The following is a 14,897-nucleotide window of genomic DNA, read 5'->3' as shown; positions in this document are numbered from 1 at the left end:
GGCGGCCTCCGCCCACCCCTGCTCAGACTGCCCCACCCCCGCCCCGCGCCGGCAGCCGAGCAGACACCCCCCACCCCACCAGAAACCAAACCGAACCTCCTCCCCTCTCCGAAGTCCGAGCCCCCTTCGGAAGGCGAGCAGACCCGCCTGCCCCTTCCGAAACCCCTGCCTCCTTCGGAAGCCGAGCCCCCTTCGGAAGGCGAGCAGACACGCCTGCCCCTTCCGAAGCCTCTGCCTTCTTCGGAAGTCGAGCCGACTCCCCTGCCTTCTTCGGAAGCCAAGCCGACTCCCCTGCCTTCTTCGGAAGCCAAGCCGACACCCCTGCCTTCCTCGGAAGCCGAGCCGAAGCCTCTGCCCCACCAGAAGCCGAGCCGACACCCGTGACCCCTCCGAAAGCCGAGCCGACACGCTCCGCCCACCGGCCGCGACCGGCGACCTCGGCGTGGAAGCGGCGGACGGCCGCCCTTCCGCCGGCCCTGGACGATCTCCTGACAACCCCCGCCCGCCTCATCGCCCATTAGCGACCTTCCACCACGCTCCCCCACCCCTCGGCCCGCCAACGCCAGGCCAGGTCACCCCCCCGCCCTCGAACACCGCCACCCGCCCCAGCGCCCCCCATCCCCACGCCGCGAGTGACGCAAGAGAACCAGTTCCACCAACCAGCCACCTCGCCGGGCAACACCCGACACCGTGACCGCAGGCCAGAAACAAGGCCCTCCGTCCGGCAACACCCCCCCAGCCCGGCACCACGACCGCACGTCAGGAACAGGCCCTCCGTCCAGCAACACCCCAGCCCGGCACCATGACCGCACGTCAGGAACAGGCCCTCCGTCCAGCAACACCCCAGCCCGGCACCACGACCGCGAGACCGAGGACCAGGGCCGCCGACCGGCCACCCCTCCGGGCAGCGCCTCCACCCCCGCCCCCATCCGGCGCCGCGTCGGCGAGACGGGGGTACGGCGGTACCGGCGCCGTCCTACGGCGGGCGGCGCCGGTATTCGGGTGAGGCGAGGCTCAGCGGCCGGCGGCCGGCTCGGTGAAGACGATCTTGCCGAAGATCTCGCCCTCGTGCATCGCCGCGAACCCGTCGGCGGCCTGGGTCAGCGGCATCACCCGGTCTATCACTGGACGTACGCCCGTCTGCTCGAGGAACGTGGCGAGCCGGCCGAGCTGGTCACGCGTCCCCATCGTGGAACCCACCACCGACAGCTGCAGGAAGAAGACCCGGTTCAGGTCGGCGGGAGGGACCGCTCCGCTCGTGGCGCCGGAGACCACGATCCTTCCGCCCGGCCGCAGTGACTTCAGCGAATGATCCCAGGTGGCCTGCCCCACGGTCTCCATGACGGCGTCCACCCGCTCGGGAAGCCTGGCCCCCGGCGCGAACGCCTGGTCGGCGCCGAGTTCGAGCGCACGCGCCCGCTTCTCCTCCGACCGGCTCGTCGCCCAGACGCGGTAGCCGCCCGCCCGCCCGAGGGCGATGAGCGCGGTGGCCACCCCACCCCCGGCCCCCTGGACCAGTACGGTCGACCCGGGCTCCAGTCCCGCCTTCTCGAAGAGCATGCGGTACGCGGTCAGCCACGCCGTCGGCAGGCACGCCGCCTCCTCGAACGACAGCGCGGCCGGCTTGGGAACGAGGTTCCCCCGCGGCACCCCCACCTTCTCGGCGAACGTGCCGTCGTGAACCTCCGACAGCAGCGATCGCTTGGGGTCGAGGGTCTCGTCCCCCTGAACCGGCGTGCCGATGACGGAGTGGACGATGACCTCGTTGCCGTCCTCGTCGACCCCCGCCGCGTCACAGCCGAGGACGATCGGCAGGCGGTCCTGGCGGATGCCGACGCCCTTCAGCGTCCAGAGGTCGTGATGGTTGAGGGCCGCGGCCTTGACGGTCACCGTGGTCCACCCGTCGGGGAGCTTCGGCTCGGGATGCTCGCCGAGCGTGAGCCCGGCGAGAGGGTTGTCGGGATCGGTACGTGTGCACGTTACGGCGAACATGCCGGAACCCTATCCCCGCCCCGCCCGGAGCGATCAGAGCCACCCCTCGCCGTCCGCCGCCTCGGCAGGAATGCCGCGGTTCACCGACGCGTAGATTCCCCCGGAAAATACGCTTACCCCCCAATTCGCACCTAATCCACTAAGCGCGCATACACCTTTCAAGCCCATCGATCCCCCATCTTCGGCGGTTGCCGAATAAAGCGGCAATCCCCCCTGAACCGCGATGCGAATCAGACCGCGACACGCCCACCGGGGCCGAAGTCGGCCCAGCGAACCCGACCAACCCGGACACGGAGCCTCACAGACCAGACACCCCGCCCCACCAGCACAAACAGGGACTTCACGGCCGACACACCCCGTCCCCTCCGGCCCGATTTATCACGACAAACCACTAAGTAGTCACCTTATATTTTTTGCAATTAACTCGCCGGTTACGCGAATCTCCCGCATGTCGGACAACGGTATTGAGGCGGACGATGAGTAGTGTCTGTCATGCAGGTGCGCCAGCATCGAGGTGCTCCTTTACCTTGAACTGCAAAAAGAAAAGGACCGCTTTAATGATAGACGTCGGTCACCATCGGTCTCTACAACGTAATGTCGGTCGTTCATGCCTCACGGCAGGTCTCACGGGCGCTCTCGCCATGGGCGTACTCCTCGCGGCTCCGGGCAGCGCGCACGCGATGGTCGCGCAGGTGAAGGCCGCGACCCTGCTTCCGGGCGCGCCCGTCAAGCCGGGATTCGCCGTCACCGTGCGGCGGGTCGCCTTCATGACCACCACCACGCTCACCGGAGCCCCGAACCCATCCCGTGTCGGCGAGTCCGTCACGTTCGTCGCCACGGTGGTACCCAACGGCACGACGATCCTGCCCACCGGCTCGGTGGTCTTCCGCGAAGGGACGAGGACGCTCGGCACCACCGCCCTCGAAGGAACCGGCCAGGCGACCTTCTCGACCTCCAGCCTGACGCCCGGGAGCCACTCCATCACCGCGGAGTTCCAGCCGGGCATCCCGGCCTCCTTCTCCGGCAGCACCTCCGCGCCCGTCGTCCAGACGGTCGAGAACAAGGACGAGGACTGGAAGAAGAAGGCCGACGAGGAGAAGAAGAAGCACGACGAGTGGCTGAAGAAGGAGGAGGAAGAGAAGAAGAAGCACGAGGACTGGAAGAAGAAGGCCGACGAGGAGAAGAAGAAGCACGACGACTGGGTGAAGAAGGAGGAGGAGAAGAAGAAGCAGGCCAAGAAGGACGGCGTCAAGAAGGACGACGACGAGAAGGAAGACGACGAGAGCAGCCAGCCGGTCTTCAGCCACGACGACAACGACGACGATGACGAGGACGACGACCTCGCCCGTCGCTGCCGCCACTTCCGGCACCACCACAACAACGAGGAACTCGGCGACAGCGAGCACGAGCGTCGGGACGACCTCCGTCGGCGGTGCAACGAGTGGTGGCACCGCAACAACGACTTCTTCACCGTCATCAACAACGCCCAGCGTCGCCACATCGAGGGCAGCCACAGCCACGGCGGCGGCCACCACCACGGCTACTGGGACCACCGGCGCCACCACTGGTACCCGGAGCACTACGAGCACCACGAGAAGCCGTACTACCACCACAAGAAGAAGCACTACGTCAAGCCGAAGCCGGTCGTGAAGCACTTCGCCGTGACAGGTTGATCAGCTGCTCCGGCATCGCCACGGGCCCGCCCATCCGTCCGTTGCGGGCGGGCCCGTCAGGATCACGTGTGCTCGACGCCCTGAAGCAGGGCGGCCGGCGCCGCCGATCCTGACGACGGCGATCGCGGCACTCCCGGCTCTCGCCACCAGAAGCGGAGCCGGATCCTCCCCCCGCACCAACTCCTCGCGCCCGCCAGGACCGGCCGCCACGGCCGGCCTCCTGCCGCCACGCCGCCCCGGGCCTCAACCGGCCCCGGCACTCCCCCGCCCACCTCAAGCCGAACGTTTCCGACGTGCTCGGTGAACGCGGTACTGCTGTCGCCCTGGCACGCCGCCGCCACAGCTGCCGTCCTGGAACGCTGAACCACCCGCTCATCCGTCACAGGCAGGCCGGCCCCGTCCCCTCCGCTTCGCCCTGCCCACCCGATGATCATCCCTCGAACCACTTGGCCGACCTCTACCACCCCTCCGACCGCGACACGCATCAGCCAGTACTTCCGGGGGTCCCATGTTCGTTCGTCGCCGACCCACAGCCACCACCTTCACCATCGTCGCGGCGCTCGCCGCACTGATCGCGGGCCTCGCGATCCTCGTCGTGTTCACCAACAGGAAGGTGGACCGCGAACTGGCCAAGCCGCCCGCGGCCGCGCCGGCCAAGCCCATCAAGCCCGTCAAACTCACCGCCAAGCAGCTCGCGGCCCTTCCCCGTACGACCACCTGGACCAAGATCACGAAAGCCGGGCTGGACTCGCCGCCGTTCGCCGGCAGTGACGGACTGGTCCTCCATCCGCGCACCGCCAAGGTCGTCTACACCGAACCCGGCGGCCCGGCCATCGCGGTCGTACCGACCACCCAGTTGGACAACCCCACCTGGCTGCCGGTGATCGAGACCCGGCCGGAGTGGGCCCGGGTGCTCCTGCCCAGCCGTCCCAACGGCTCCACAGGCTGGATCCACACCGGCGACGGCAAGACGAAGGAGTCCCACAGCCCGTACGAGGTACACATCGACCTCAGCGCGCGACGCCTCACCCTCCTCAAGGACGGCAAGGAGACGGGATCCTGGCGTGTCGCCATCGGCACGAAGGAGACGCCGACCCCGGTCGGCCGCACCTTCCTCCTCGCCTCCCTGACTCCGCCCGAGGTCACCTACAGCCCGATCATCCTGCCGCTCGGCATGCACTCGGACGCGCTGCAGTCCTACGACGGCGGCCCTGCCACGGTGGGCCTGCACGGCTGGCCGGACAAGAGCGTCTTCGGCCACGCGGTGTCCCACGGCTGCGTCCGCATACCGCAGGAGGCACTCAACGCCCTCTCCCGCATCCCACTGGGCACCTTGATCATCATCACGAAGTGACCGCCCCGAAGCACCCCATCAACACCAGACCACCCTGATCACCATCACCAAGCGACCGCCCCGAGGAACCTCAACACGACGCCGGCTCCTTCTCCCCGCCCAGGTTCAGTGCCTTCTTGTCGGCGCCGCGTCGGCGAGAGGTGGTACGGCGAATCCGGCGCCGCCGTACGGCGGGCAACTCGGTGAACCGCCGCGGACACCTCATCGAGAGGCGAACGATCGTCCTGCCGGAGCACAAGAAAGAGGACTGCGACCAGGACGGCTCAGGAGACGGGATCGGAGACGGCCCGGCGGTAGGCGCCGGGCGTCACTCCGAAGCACCGCGTGAACCACCGGGTGAGATGGCTCTGGTCCGTGAACCCGGTGACCGCGGCCACCTCCGCCGCCGACCGCCCCTCGGCGAGCAGCCGCCGCGCGGCCCGCAGCCGTAGCTGCCGCTGGTAGTCGCTCGGCGCCATGCCGTACGTCGCATGGAAGGAGCGGTACACGGCGAACCGGCTCCGCCCGGCGGCCGCGGCCAGGTCGCCGGCGGAGATTCCGCCGTCGTCGCCGTCGTGCAGCATCTCGCGTACGACCTGCGCGGTGGCCCGGTCCGAACGCGCCGGCCCCGCCGGGAATCCCGCGGGCATGCGAGTCCCCGGCACCCGGTGGCTCGCGTGCCCGACCAGGTCCAGCACGACGGAATCGAGCAGTTCGTCCCTGCGCAAGGGCGTCGCCTCGCCGAGCAACGCTTCGTGCAACCCCCGGAGCCTGCCGGCCAGCCGGCGATCGGCCACGACCGGATCGGCGAAGAGCGGCAGCCCCACCGGCCGTCCCGCCGCGTCCTTGAGCACGTCGGCCAGCAGCTCGGGCCCCAGGTGCAGCATCCGATACGTGAAGCCGGCGCCGTTCGTCGCGTGCCCGTCGTGGGGATCATCCGGGTTGAACGCCATCACCATGCCGGCGGCACTCGTATGAGCGGCACCTCGGCAGGTGAAACTCTGCGCCCCCTCCTCGGTGAACCCGAAGGAGTACGTCTCGTGGCTGTGCCGGTGGTAGACGTGCCGCTCGAAGTGCGCGTGCATCGCCTCAAGCGGCCGGTCCGGGGAACGCCAGTAGTTGGACCAGTCAGCCATACCCGCCAGTCTGCCAAACCCCGGCCGACCAGGCGAAGAGCGTTGACAAAAACCCGAGCCGGCCAGGGACCGGGCGAAACGGACTCAGGAGGCGGCCCACCCCTGAGCGCTGAGCCCGGGAACCCGGGCTCACCGGATCAGGAGGCGTCTTCCTCGTTCCGGTACACGGTCCCCGGCTCCCCGTTGTCCCGCTTCCACTCGACCACCAGTTCGTCCTTGGCGCCGAAGCGAACAAGGTGACGGCCGACGACATCCTCCAGCCGCTCGAGGTTCTCGGCATCCCCCTCGACGGCCAGCAGCAGAGCACCGGGCTCGGCGGTGAGCGTTCCCGTACCGACCTGGAACGCCAACCGCCCCTCACCGGCCTCTTCGTCCCACACGGCCTCGACACGACGGCCCAGGTGAGAGGCGAGCTGCTTGGCGTAACGGTGCGGACGATCAGTGGCGACACGTGCTTCAGAACGAGCCATCATCTCTCCAGACTGGGACTGCTCTTCGGATCAGGCGATCAGTTCAACGCTATCCCGAACCCCGCCCTTCCTGGCGCACCCCCTGAACCCGCCCTTCCCGGGTGATCCCCCGAACTCGCCCTCCTCGGACCACGCCCCTGAACCCACCCTTCCAGGGTGATCCCCTTGAACCCGCCCTCCTCGGACCATCCCCCGAACTCGCCCTCCCCAGCACCCTGTTGAACGAGAAGCACCACCCCACGAAGCTGTGCGCCGCTACCTCCCCGCACCGCCGTACAAGACAGCCCTCCCCGCACCCCGCCAAGCTGCGTATATGCGTTTCGACACGAAGATCGGCATCGTCGTCCGGGAGGACCTGGCCGTCTGGCAGAAGCTCAACGTGACCGCTTTCCTGGCCAGCGCCATCGCGGCAGGAGCCGAGGACATCATCGGCAAGCCGTACGAGGACGCCTCCGGCACCGCCTACCTCGCGATGTTCCGCCAGCCGGTACTCATCTACGCCGCCGACGCCGAGGCCCTGACCCGCACGCATTCCCGCGCCGTGAGCCGCGGCCTGCCGACAGCGGTCTACATCGAGGAGATGTTCAAAACCGGCCACGACGACGACAACCGCGCCGCCGTGGCGGCCGTCCCCGCCGACGAACTCCCCCTGGTCGGTCTGGCCGTCTACGGCCCCCGCAACCAGATCGACAAAACCCTCAAGGGCCTCCCGCTCCACCCCTGAACCTGTCCGACGAGGGGCACCGGACGACGCCGGTGTCCCTCGTCCCATGTCCGGGCATGACCCGGGGAGGAGGCCGGCACCATGACCGACGCCCGGGCGATCCGTGACAGGTACACCGCCGCGTTCAACGCACACGACATGCACGAACTGCTGCGCACCGTCAGCCCGACCGGGGTGACGGTCAGCCCGGAAGGTGTGTCACAGGGCCGCGAGGAGCTCGCCTCGTACATAGGCGAGTTCTGGGAGGCCTTCCCTGACGTCCGCGCGGTGATCGTGGAGTCCTACGACGCGGGCGACGTGACGATCGACGAACTCCTGATGGTGGGAACCCACCAGGGCCCCTACACGATGCCCGACGGCCGCATAATCCCACCCACGGGCCGCCCCCTCTCCCTGCGCGGCTGCTACATCTGCACAGTGGAGAACGGCCTGATCGAAAGCCTCCGCCTCTACTTCGACCAGCTACAACTCCTCACCCAACTCGGCCACCCAACCGGCTGAACCTTCCAGGAGCCATACGCCTCACGGCGAACCTGCGCGTGGCAGCCGAACCCACCGCTGCATCGGCAGGAAGGCAAGTGACTCAAGATCACCGAAGCCCCTACCAAGCGACCCTGGCTGCCGCCCCCTTAGGCTGAAGTAGCCAAGTCGGTAGCACCCTCGGTAGCATAGATGGTATGAAGCTGAGTGTGAGCCTTCCCGACGAGGACATTGCAATCCTCGATGAAGCCATCGAGCGCGGTGAGGCGTCTTCACGTTCCGCTGCCATCCACACCGCGATCCAGTTGCTTCGCAGAGCGGACCTGGAAGACAGCTACGCCTCTGCTTTCGCCGAGTGGGACGAGAGCGGAGACGCCGCCCTATGGTCGTCCACGACCAGCGACGGCCTCACAGACAGCGGGCCCCGCTAGTCATCTCATCGACATGGAAGCCGGACGCCTGGTCGCGGACAGCCTGAGGCTGTGCCGATCTCGGCCTCCAGCAGCATTCACCGTAGAAGGGAACTCCGTGCGACGCGGCGACATCCACTGGGTCGACTTCGAACCCGTCAAGGGTTCCGAAGCGAACAAGACCCGGCCCGCAGTGATCGTCAGCAACGACGCCGCCAACCGCGCCGCCGCCCGCAACGGACGGGGAGTCGTCACGGTCGTCCCCATAACGTCTAACATCGAACGAGTCTTCTCGTTCCAGGTCCTCCTCCACGCCGACGAGTGCGGCCTCCCCGTCGACTCTAAAGCCCAAGCCGAGCAACTCCGCGCCGTCGCCGTAAACCGCCTCGGCTCTCGCATCGGCAGCCTGACCCCCAAGACCTTGAAAAAACTGGACAACGCCCTCCGCGTCCACCTCGCCCTTTGACGACACCCTCGCAGAACCCCGCTGCGAGATCGACGGGCAAGACTCCCTATCTCAGGCCCTTCCAACCTCCACGGACCCAGGACATAGTTGATCACCTAGGCTGCGGCATAGAGTCGGGAAAAATCAACAAGTTCCGTGTCGACTCCTGTCAGCCAAGCGTCTGAGCGCATCGGTGAATCCGGATCTCGAGAAGAGCAGAAGCTTAGGCGGGTTCTCTACCTTCTCTGCGGCAAGCAGACCACGGATGTGCTCCAGACGCTCAAGAGCGGTCACGTCAACGCGCTTGGCCGTCGGCTTCACCTCACCGATGGTCGTAACGCGATCAGAGGCGAACGGACGCTCTTCCAGCACGACCACATCCAACTCATGCCCGTTCTTACAGGCGCGGCAGGCAAGCGTCGCTTGCGGGACGCGCCCGGCTACTCCTCCGACCGTCTCGACCGACGCCTCTTCAGCACACCACTGCCGGGCCGGACACCTCAGCACTCGGCAGAGCCGTATCGTGACCTCCGCTCTGGTGTCACAACCGATCCGGGCCCTTTACGTTCTGCGACACGAGACCTTCAAGGCCGCCCTCGACCAGATCTCACTGGCCCGGCGGCTCGTCGAGGAAGCCCTTGCCGGCCACCCGGCAGCCGAGGTCGCCATCCTGCTGGTATCGGAGTTGACAGCCAACTCGGTGCAGCACAGCGGATCAACATCCTTCACCGTTGTGATCGCCATAACGAGTGACCACTCCATCCACGTCAACGTAATCGACGACGGGTACGATGGCCTCCCGCAGCTGCTTTACGGCGAATTTGAGGACGAGCACGGCTGCGGCATCCGATTCGTTGACCAGTTCGCGAAGCGCTGGGGCGTCACCCGCGAACGGGCGGTAGGAATGGCTATCTGGTTCGCACTTGAGACAGAAGCAAGCCATCCCGCCGGAATCAATCCTTGCGCTCCCACATACCTAAAGCCATCGCTCCAAGCATTAAGCAAATTCCCGCAAGGGCGAGCACAATCATACTTAGCTGATCTCGAATCGATGCGGTTGTCGCCGACACGAGAACGCTGAATGAAACGACTATAATGGAGACAGCAAAAAGGATTCGCGATCTTTTCATAATCGCACCTCCTCCCACTTCCAACCGTAGCTTTCCGATCACTTGATAGCGAGCACCGAGTTTCGAAATACCATGGCCGCCGCTCTTCCTTGTCAGCCAGAGCGGCGGCCATCGATCCTCACCGCGCTTCAGCAGCTGAACCCGACAGTCAGCCGTGAATCCTCCACTGCAGTGTACGGCAGGTCAGAAGTACCAACGATAGCCGTACACATCCCACCACTGGGACTCGAACCTGTTCTCGTAGGGCTTGAGCTTCTTGGTAGAAAAGGCCAGCGTTGCCCTAGCCATTACTTTTTGCTTGATGGCGTTTATATTACACCAGTTGCATTCCGATTTGATTTCGTCGGCGTCATAGGAGACGGTTTTTTGTCCCGCAGGGCCGACGAAACTGGCTTCGCTGGCGGCGCTACACTCGTTCGGGCTGGTAAGGCCAAGCTCCTTTCCGCTCGGCGTTACAGTCAAACCCCACCCTAGACTGTCGAAACAAAAGGCGGTCTGGATCTCCACATTCGATTTTTTGATAAGGTAGGAGTTTTTTTGCTTTTACGAAACTTAGTGCCGTAGACAAGACTTCCCCAGGCCTCGGCGCCGTCGATGGTGAAACTTGTCGTCGGAAGCCAATTTTTTGGATCAGCCGTGTCGAGCGGTTTATAGTAGAATAAAAAGCAGGCATCCAGGCGAACACCTTTTACGGGATACTTTGTCTTGTCGCACCCTCCTACTGCTTTATGACCGCTACTGCTACCCGGATACGTCCCTCCGTACCCAGATTCCGCATCATCGAAGAAATCGTCTGAATCCTCATACAGCTGGTCGCCGTCGATAACACCATCAAGGTCGCCGCACTGACGGAACCTGAATATGATGTTCGTTGATCGGCTATCTTTTTTGCTGTCGGTAGCGCCAGCCGGATCTACCCATTCTATTTGACGTGTTCGATCAACGGTCGCGTTGACGAGAACTTGACCACCTACCGTCTCTTGCGCCACGACATCATGTACCTGAACGGCGGCGTTCTTCTGGTTGACGTGACTCGATTCCATCTTCTGCGCAGCCGTCACGATCGGCCTGTTGATGAGTGCTAGCTGTGCGGCGATGGGGCCACTTGGTTCAGCTGCCGGCAGATCCCAGACATTCGGGGCCCTATGTTCAAGGACAACGTTTTGGGCCTCGAAGTAGGCCCTTATGGTGTTCGCATAGGATTCCTTATTGCAATCTTGCGAAGAATCGGCAGGCCGATCGATTGGGATCGTAAGTGCTCGCGGAGAGACCGAGGCGGCCTCCCATTCGCCCGGGGCGATGCGAGTCCTGGCTCGAACTCTGATCGTATAGATCGAACCGTTCGTCAACTCAGCAATTGACGTCGAAGTCGAGGCCGTTTCCAGAGCGCGAAGCACATGCCCCCCAGCATCAAGCACCTCGATGTCGTACGAGTCTATTAGGACGTTCCCTCCGCTACTCTCAGGAACCCCCCAACTTACCGTAGCCCCTCCGTCACCAGGAGCCGTCGAAAGGTTGAGCACTTTGCTTGGAGGGCCGGGCTGAGCATAGGCCAGCGAAAGAGACGGCCGATTCAGTGCAGAAGGATCACCGAAGATAACCGGACCTTCTCGGTTTGACGTCACTAGCAGCCACGCGTATTCGTATCCGGCGATGTCGGCAATGGGTGAGGTGATGGGCATTTGGAAGCCCTCATCATCGACTTCCGCTGCAAGGTCCGATCCTCTTGTCTCCGAGGTCACCTCACCCCGCAAGGGCTTCACATTGATAATGGTATCCGCGGCACATGAACCTGCAGGGCAGGTAGGAGTACCGAGATTCAGGAGTGCCTCGGATACTTGTGCTCCGTCAGGAAGCTCACCAAGCCGGAAGCCGATTACCATGGCCGTCTGGTCGGTTCCAGTGCCGCTCACTTGCATGATGTCTGTGTCAGTGACGACGCAAGGACTACCGTTGCAGGCGGTCGGGCCGGTCTTCGCGGCCTTGATGACGAAGCTGTCCCTACTCAAGGTGAGGTGTCGAACATCTCCGATGGGATCTGCTGGTGGCGTCCCCGGAGTGGCAAAGCTTACTGCGTTCGTTTTGGCCGTGCAGATTTCTTCCACGCATGCCTGCATCTGCCATTTGTAGATAGTACCTGGCTGGACCGTATCAGCAGGAAGCTGGAACGATGCGCGCTCACCGCCCTTCACATCCCGCTTTCCGAGGGGGATTGAACCGATAGGGGCGCCGGTGCCGTCGTACAGGTAGTACTTGGCTACCACCGGGCCGCCGGAGGGGCGGTTGACCATTCCCGAGAGGATCGGCTGGGTTGGGTCCGCCATGCCGGTCTCGGTGTCGGTCGGCAGGTAGGGGGCGTCGGTGGTGATTCGGTAGTAGGGGGACTCGCTGCAGGTGATGGGGGTTACGCCGTTCAGGCAGGCCTTGACGGAGACCTTGAAGCTGTCGACGTTGCTGACGTCGTAGGTCTTGGTCGCGGACTGGCCGGAGGGGAGGTTGGCGTTGGTCGGCGGGGTGAGGTTGAGCATCCACTTGATCTCGGTCTCGCTCAAAGCCCGCTGATAGGCGCGGACCTCGTCATACGAGGCTTTAGACGCTGTGAGACTGCCACCGCTGGGGTTGATGAAGAACTGGCTGTTGCTGGACCACGTGTCAGAAGTAGAGGTGTAGCTGTCCTCGGCGGAGAGCGCGCCGTTGACGTACAGGCGCATCTTGTGGGCTGATGCGTCGTAGATCGCCGCCAGGTGCGTCCAGGTGCCGGTGCTTCCAGTGGCCGATGAAGCAATGGTCTTGCTCGCCGTGCCACTGCTTCTCAGGGTCATATCCCACTTGCGGGTATTCGGGTTGTATCCGACCACAAAGCCGTCTTGGGTGGAGTTCTGTTGGCTAAAGAACCCAGCCGCCCAGGTCGGAGTGACATCAAGGCGCACCCAACCGGCCACTGAGAAGCTCTTGTCGGTGTGCAACACGGGTTCTTGCGTGGAAGCGTACGATGGAACGGCGGTCGCGCCGTTGAGCTGTAGTCCTTTGCCGTCCTTGCCATCGATGTAGGCGTAACGGCCTGAGACCATCACGAGCGAGTGCTTGTTACCACTGCTGTCGCTCGACTCTGCGCCTTCTGTGAAGCTCCACTGGCCGACTGCTCCAGCACCAGTAGTCCAGGCAGGCAGAGGTGCAGTGGAGTCAAGTACTGAAAGGTAGTAGTCGAGGTTGCGACCGTCGACAGAGCTGCTCTTGTAGCCGACCTTCACCGAACTCGTGCGCACGATCGCTTGGTCGGCGTCCATGGAGTCGACCGATTCAGCAGTGACGGTGGGGATCTCAGGCGGCAGGAAGTACTGCACTATGAGCTTCGGCGGGGTCGCTCCGGCACCGGTCATCTCCGTGGAGTGGAACAAGACTGAGTAACCGTCCCAGTCGTTGACCAGGTCCTCAGTAGGTCCACTGAGCTCGATGCCATAGTTCGGAGTACCTGCCGACCACTTCTTGACCCAGTTGGTGATGGGCCACGACATAGCAGCGGGAGTGTTAACCCCAGTGGTCGGGCAGATCGTCCCGACGATCCCCTCTCCGGTCGACGGCTTGTTGTACCAAGTCAGGCTGCCGGCCGTCCAGGAGTCGGCGAGGGGACTGGCCCAAACCTTCCCGTCTCCCCTGGCGGAACAGGCTCCAGCCTGTGTACGCCACAGCTGCAGCGCCGCCGAGTAGATCGCCTTCCCTTCGAGCGCGCTGGTGTCGAACTGCAGATAAGAACGGAAGTACTGGAACTTCGAAGTGCCCGAACACCTCCACAGCTCGCCGCCAACCTTCAGCAGCGTGTCTTCAGGCGAGTCGAAAGTGCCGCATTCCGACCGTGAACCCAGGGTCGTATCGCTGGTGGCGGTGAGTGTCGTGGTGGGATCGATCGTCACGGGATATCGCGTCGCCGGGTCGGCCAGCCAAGCCGCGTCTGGCTGAGCACGAGGATCTGCCGGCCGTTCTCCCGTACCACCGAGGTGTTGATCGTTCCGATACGGCGGGTCTTTGGGCTGCCGGCCGCGGATTCGCCGGTGCTCTCCAGCATCACCGGACGGGGGGCCTCTGCCACCACCTTGTCCTTGGCATCGGTGAGCTGCAGTCCGCCCTTCTTGCTCTTGCCGAAGCTGATCCCCGTCGACTCGACCGGGAGGCGGAATTCCAAAGGCCCCTTGGGTCGCTCTCGCAGCACGACGTCATGTGAGAAGCCGGTGCTACGGGCGGTGACCACCAGATCCGCCCCTGGCCCGGCCGCATCGACGTACGTCGCGACGTTGCCGTTGATGACAGGCCGGGGCAACGTCTTTCCCCACGAGAGGGCGAATCGCTGACCGCCGGCACGCTCCATGGTCGCAAAGGGAGCGTCCCCACCGAGCGAGAACTGGACCTTGGCTTTGGCGACCTTCGGCTTGAGCGCTCCGTCCTGTTCGACGAGGGAGGTGTCCATCCAGGCCCAGGAACCGTCGGCCTGCTTCACACGTGCGGGAGCGGAATAGGACTCCATCGCGAGGTGGCCGTCGGGATAGGCCCAGGTTCGGGAGGTTTCGGTGGCCGCGGGCAGAACCTCTACCGGCTTGTTCTGCTTCTTCGCCTCGGCGATGCCGGCGCGGAGGTCCGCGTCGGGGTCGGCAGGGCGGGGGAACTCGGTGGCCTTCGGCGTGAGGTTGGAGGGGGCCGGAGCCGGATTCGTCTTGGTGTCCGCGGTGGCCGGGGCCATGGCACCGGCGGTGAGGAGGGAAGCCGCCAGAGCCGACACCATGACGACGGCGGTCCTTCGGCGTAAGCCCTGCCTCTCTCTAGCTGAGGGTAACTGGAACGTTCCTGATAGTTTCACACACCACCCCAATGGGTCGTAAGTGGACCTGTCAGGTGGTTTGTATGTTGCCAGCGATCTTCCAGCAATGTGGCATGGATCACCGGGAACACGCCGAGGGTGTCCGTAACGCATGATCGACCGAAAGCGATCGGAAGATCACTAAAGCGATGCACTTCAAAGGATAATTCGCAGTTCAGCGGCCTCTGGCATTTGGGTAGGCACGCATTAGAACGCGGCTCCGATCTTGGAATCGGTGCGTCCGTTAGGGCTTCA

General features: G+C 64.6%; 13 protein-coding genes. 7 read left to right on the top strand and 6 right to left on the bottom strand.

Translation table 11 applies throughout. The features are described from left to right. Window positions 1-1,014: 1,014 nt before the first annotated feature. A complete protein-coding gene (locus KIK05_RS05300) occupies window positions 1,015-1,992 on the bottom strand; it encodes a zinc-binding dehydrogenase (protein ID WP_214409417.1) in 978 nt (325 codons plus the stop codon). Between the two features lie 641 nt (window positions 1,993-2,633). On the opposite strand from KIK05_RS05300, the gene KIK05_RS05295 reads away from it, so the two are divergent. Next, window positions 2,634-3,665, top strand: a complete 1,032-nt coding sequence (locus KIK05_RS05295) for an Ig-like domain-containing protein (RefSeq protein WP_214409416.1) — start codon at window positions 2,634-2,636, stop codon at window positions 3,663-3,665. Window positions 3,666-4,173: 508 nt separating this feature from the next. After that, window positions 4,174-5,019, top strand: a complete 846-nt coding sequence (gene ldt-CoaP / locus KIK05_RS05290; RefSeq protein WP_214409415.1) for a L,D-transpeptidase — start codon at window positions 4,174-4,176, stop codon at window positions 5,017-5,019. A gap of 263 nt (window positions 5,020-5,282) precedes the next feature. On the opposite strand, the gene KIK05_RS05285 is transcribed toward ldt-CoaP, so the two are convergent. Beyond that, on the bottom strand, window positions 5,283-6,134 hold the full coding sequence (locus KIK05_RS05285; protein ID WP_250562296.1) for an AraC family transcriptional regulator: 852 nt from the start codon (window positions 6,132-6,134) through the stop codon (window positions 5,283-5,285). A 137-nt stretch (window positions 6,135-6,271) separates the two neighbouring features. Next, a complete protein-coding gene (locus tag KIK05_RS05280; protein ID WP_214409414.1) occupies window positions 6,272-6,604 on the bottom strand; it encodes a DUF2218 domain-containing protein in 333 nt (110 codons plus the stop codon). Window positions 6,605-6,917: 313 nt separating this feature from the next. On the opposite strand from KIK05_RS05280, the gene KIK05_RS05275 reads away from it, so the two are divergent. The 5 genes from KIK05_RS05275 to KIK05_RS05255 all read left to right on the top strand — a co-directional run bounded on the left by KIK05_RS05275 (window position 6,918) and on the right by KIK05_RS05255 (window position 9,744). After that, the gene (locus tag KIK05_RS05275; protein ID WP_214409413.1) at window positions 6,918-7,328 is read left to right on the top strand and encodes a DUF2000 domain-containing protein; all 411 of its coding nucleotides are present in this window, start codon (window positions 6,918-6,920) and stop codon (window positions 7,326-7,328) included. 81 nt (window positions 7,329-7,409) lie between these two features. Then, window positions 7,410-7,829 carry an ester cyclase gene (locus KIK05_RS05270; protein WP_214409412.1) on the top strand — a complete coding sequence of 140 codons (420 nt, stop codon included), beginning with the start codon at window positions 7,410-7,412 and terminating at the stop codon, window positions 7,827-7,829. A 176-nt stretch (window positions 7,830-8,005) separates the two neighbouring features. Further along, on the top strand, window positions 8,006-8,239 hold the full coding sequence (locus tag KIK05_RS05265; RefSeq protein WP_214409411.1) for a ribbon-helix-helix domain-containing protein: 234 nt from the start codon (window positions 8,006-8,008) through the stop codon (window positions 8,237-8,239). A 97-nt stretch (window positions 8,240-8,336) separates the two neighbouring features. Further along, window positions 8,337-8,684, top strand: a complete 348-nt coding sequence (locus KIK05_RS05260; RefSeq protein ID WP_308249761.1) for a type II toxin-antitoxin system PemK/MazF family toxin — start codon at window positions 8,337-8,339, stop codon at window positions 8,682-8,684. A 502-nt stretch (window positions 8,685-9,186) separates the two neighbouring features. Beyond that, the gene (locus KIK05_RS05255; protein ID WP_214409409.1) at window positions 9,187-9,744 is read left to right on the top strand and encodes an ATP-binding protein; all 558 of its coding nucleotides are present in this window, start codon (window positions 9,187-9,189) and stop codon (window positions 9,742-9,744) included. Between the two features lie 232 nt (window positions 9,745-9,976). On the opposite strand, the gene KIK05_RS05250 is transcribed toward KIK05_RS05255, so the two are convergent. The 3 genes from KIK05_RS05250 to KIK05_RS05240 are packed head-to-tail and all read right to left on the bottom strand — an operon-like array spanning window position 9,977 to window position 14,567. Next, complete coding sequence (locus KIK05_RS05250) at window positions 9,977-10,300, bottom strand: hypothetical protein (protein ID WP_214409408.1); 324 nt, start codon at window positions 10,298-10,300, stop codon at window positions 9,977-9,979. Next, window positions 10,264-13,704: a DNRLRE domain-containing protein gene (locus KIK05_RS05245; protein WP_214409407.1), complete on the bottom strand. Its 3,441-nt coding sequence runs from the start codon at window positions 13,702-13,704 to the stop codon at window positions 10,264-10,266. Before KIK05_RS05245 ends, KIK05_RS05250 begins: the two co-directional genes overlap by 37 nt. Then, entirely contained in the window at window positions 13,701-14,567 is an 867-nt protein-coding gene (locus KIK05_RS05240; RefSeq protein ID WP_214409406.1) for a hypothetical protein, read from the bottom strand. The genes KIK05_RS05245 and KIK05_RS05240 overlap by 4 nt, the downstream gene beginning before the upstream one ends. Window positions 14,568-14,897 lie beyond the last annotated feature (330 nt).

It is taken from the genome of Sphaerisporangium fuscum (assembly GCF_018531465.1).
Taxonomy (GTDB): Bacteria; Actinomycetota; Actinomycetes; order Streptosporangiales; family Streptosporangiaceae; genus Sphaerisporangium; species Sphaerisporangium fuscum.
Note: the sequence above shows the minus strand (reverse complement) of the source record. Positions and strands in the feature narration are given on the sequence as shown.

What these genes read in the sequence shown, in the direction of transcription:
- KIK05_RS05300 (WP_214409417.1), bottom strand. Translation starts at nt 1,992, where the DNA reads ATGTTCGCCGTAACGTGCACACGTACCGATCCCGACAACCCTCTCGCC.
- KIK05_RS05295 (WP_214409416.1), top strand. Translation starts at nt 2,634, where the DNA reads ATGGGCGTACTCCTCGCGGCTCCGGGCAGCGCGCACGCGATGGTCGCG.
- ldt-CoaP (WP_214409415.1), top strand. Translation starts at nt 4,174, where the DNA reads ATGTTCGTTCGTCGCCGACCCACAGCCACCACCTTCACCATCGTCGCG.
- KIK05_RS05285 (WP_250562296.1), bottom strand. Translation starts at nt 6,134, where the DNA reads ATGGCTGACTGGTCCAACTACTGGCGTTCCCCGGACCGGCCGCTTGAG.
- KIK05_RS05280 (WP_214409414.1), bottom strand. Translation starts at nt 6,604, where the DNA reads ATGGCTCGTTCTGAAGCACGTGTCGCCACTGATCGTCCGCACCGTTAC.
- KIK05_RS05275 (WP_214409413.1), top strand. Translation starts at nt 6,918, where the DNA reads ATGCGTTTCGACACGAAGATCGGCATCGTCGTCCGGGAGGACCTGGCC.
- KIK05_RS05270 (WP_214409412.1), top strand. Translation starts at nt 7,410, where the DNA reads ATGACCGACGCCCGGGCGATCCGTGACAGGTACACCGCCGCGTTCAAC.
- KIK05_RS05265 (WP_214409411.1), top strand. Translation starts at nt 8,006, where the DNA reads ATGAAGCTGAGTGTGAGCCTTCCCGACGAGGACATTGCAATCCTCGAT.
- KIK05_RS05240 (WP_214409406.1), bottom strand. Translation starts at nt 14,567, where the DNA reads ATGGTGTCGGCTCTGGCGGCTTCCCTCCTCACCGCCGGTGCCATGGCC.